Origin of the sequence: Dietzia sp. DQ11-38-2 (genome assembly GCF_014145055.1) — a bacterium.
GTDB lineage: Bacteria > Actinomycetota > Actinomycetes > Mycobacteriales > Mycobacteriaceae > Dietzia.
This window is the reverse complement of record NZ_JAALDW010000474.1, coordinates 1-1,035: the sequence shown is the minus strand read 5'-3', so window position 1 is coordinate 1,035 and position 1,035 is coordinate 1. Positions and strand designations below refer to the sequence as shown.

General features: G+C 69.9%; 1 pseudogene. It reads right to left on the bottom strand.

Annotated features, from left to right (window positions below):
* Positions 1-577, bottom strand: a pseudogene (locus G6026_RS17590) (Clp protease N-terminal domain-containing protein); the annotation flags it as partial.
* Positions 578-1,035 lie beyond the last annotated feature (458 nt).

The following is a 1,035-nucleotide window of genomic DNA, read 5'->3' as shown; positions in this document are numbered from 1 at the left end:
CGGTCTTGCCCACGCCGGGCTCTCCGATGAGCACCGGGTTGTTCTTGGTGCGCCGGGAGAGCACCTGCATGATGCGCTCGACCTCCTTGGCGCGGCCGACCACCGGGTCGAGCTTGCCCTCCATGGCGGCCTGCGTGAGGTTGCGGCCGAACTGGTCCAGGACCGTCGAGGACGACGGCGTCCCGGACTCGCGCCCGCCGGTCCCCGCCGGCGCGCCCGTGGCCTCCGCCTCCTTGCCCTGGTAGCCGGAGAGCAGCTGGATGACCTGCTGCCGGACCCGGGTGAGGTCCGCTCCGAGCTTGACCAGCACCTGCGCGGCCACCCCCTCACCCTCTCGGATGAGGCCGAGGAGGATGTGCTCGGTCCCGATGTAGTTGTGGCCGAGCTGCAGCGCCTCGCGCAGGCTCAGCTCGAGGACCTTCTTGGCCCGCGGCGTGAACGGGATGTGCCCGCTGGGCGCCTGCTGGCCCTGGCCGATGATCTCCTCGACCTGACTCCGCACCGCTTCAAGCGAGATCCCCAGGGACTCGAGGGCCTTGGCGGCCACTCCCTCGCCCTCGTGGATGAGACCAAGCAGAATGTGCTCGGTGCCGATGTAATTGTGGTTGAGCATCCGGGCCTCTTCCTGGGCCAGGACGACGACGCGACGCGCGCGGTCGGTAAACCGTTCGAACATCGTGCTACCTCACATTCCTCGGGTGTTCACCACTGTAGTGGCCCGGTCTGACGCCCGGAGCCACAGGAGTGGCAGTCGGCCCGTCACCAGGGTTCAACGCGGCAGGTCGGGGAATCATTGCGGATACGTGTACGCCGACAGCGAACGCCGCCGAATCCGTGCGGGACGGCGCGGACATCTAGTCTCGGGAGCATGGTGGCGTCGGGCGGGACCGGGTGATGAGCCCGTTCGATCTGGACCGGATCGGCCGCGGCCTGCCCTTCACCGACGCGCTCCCGGCCCTGCGGCGCGCGCTCGCCACGGCGGGTACGGCGGTGGTCCAGGCTCCGCCCGGGACGGGCAAGACCACCCTCGCCCCG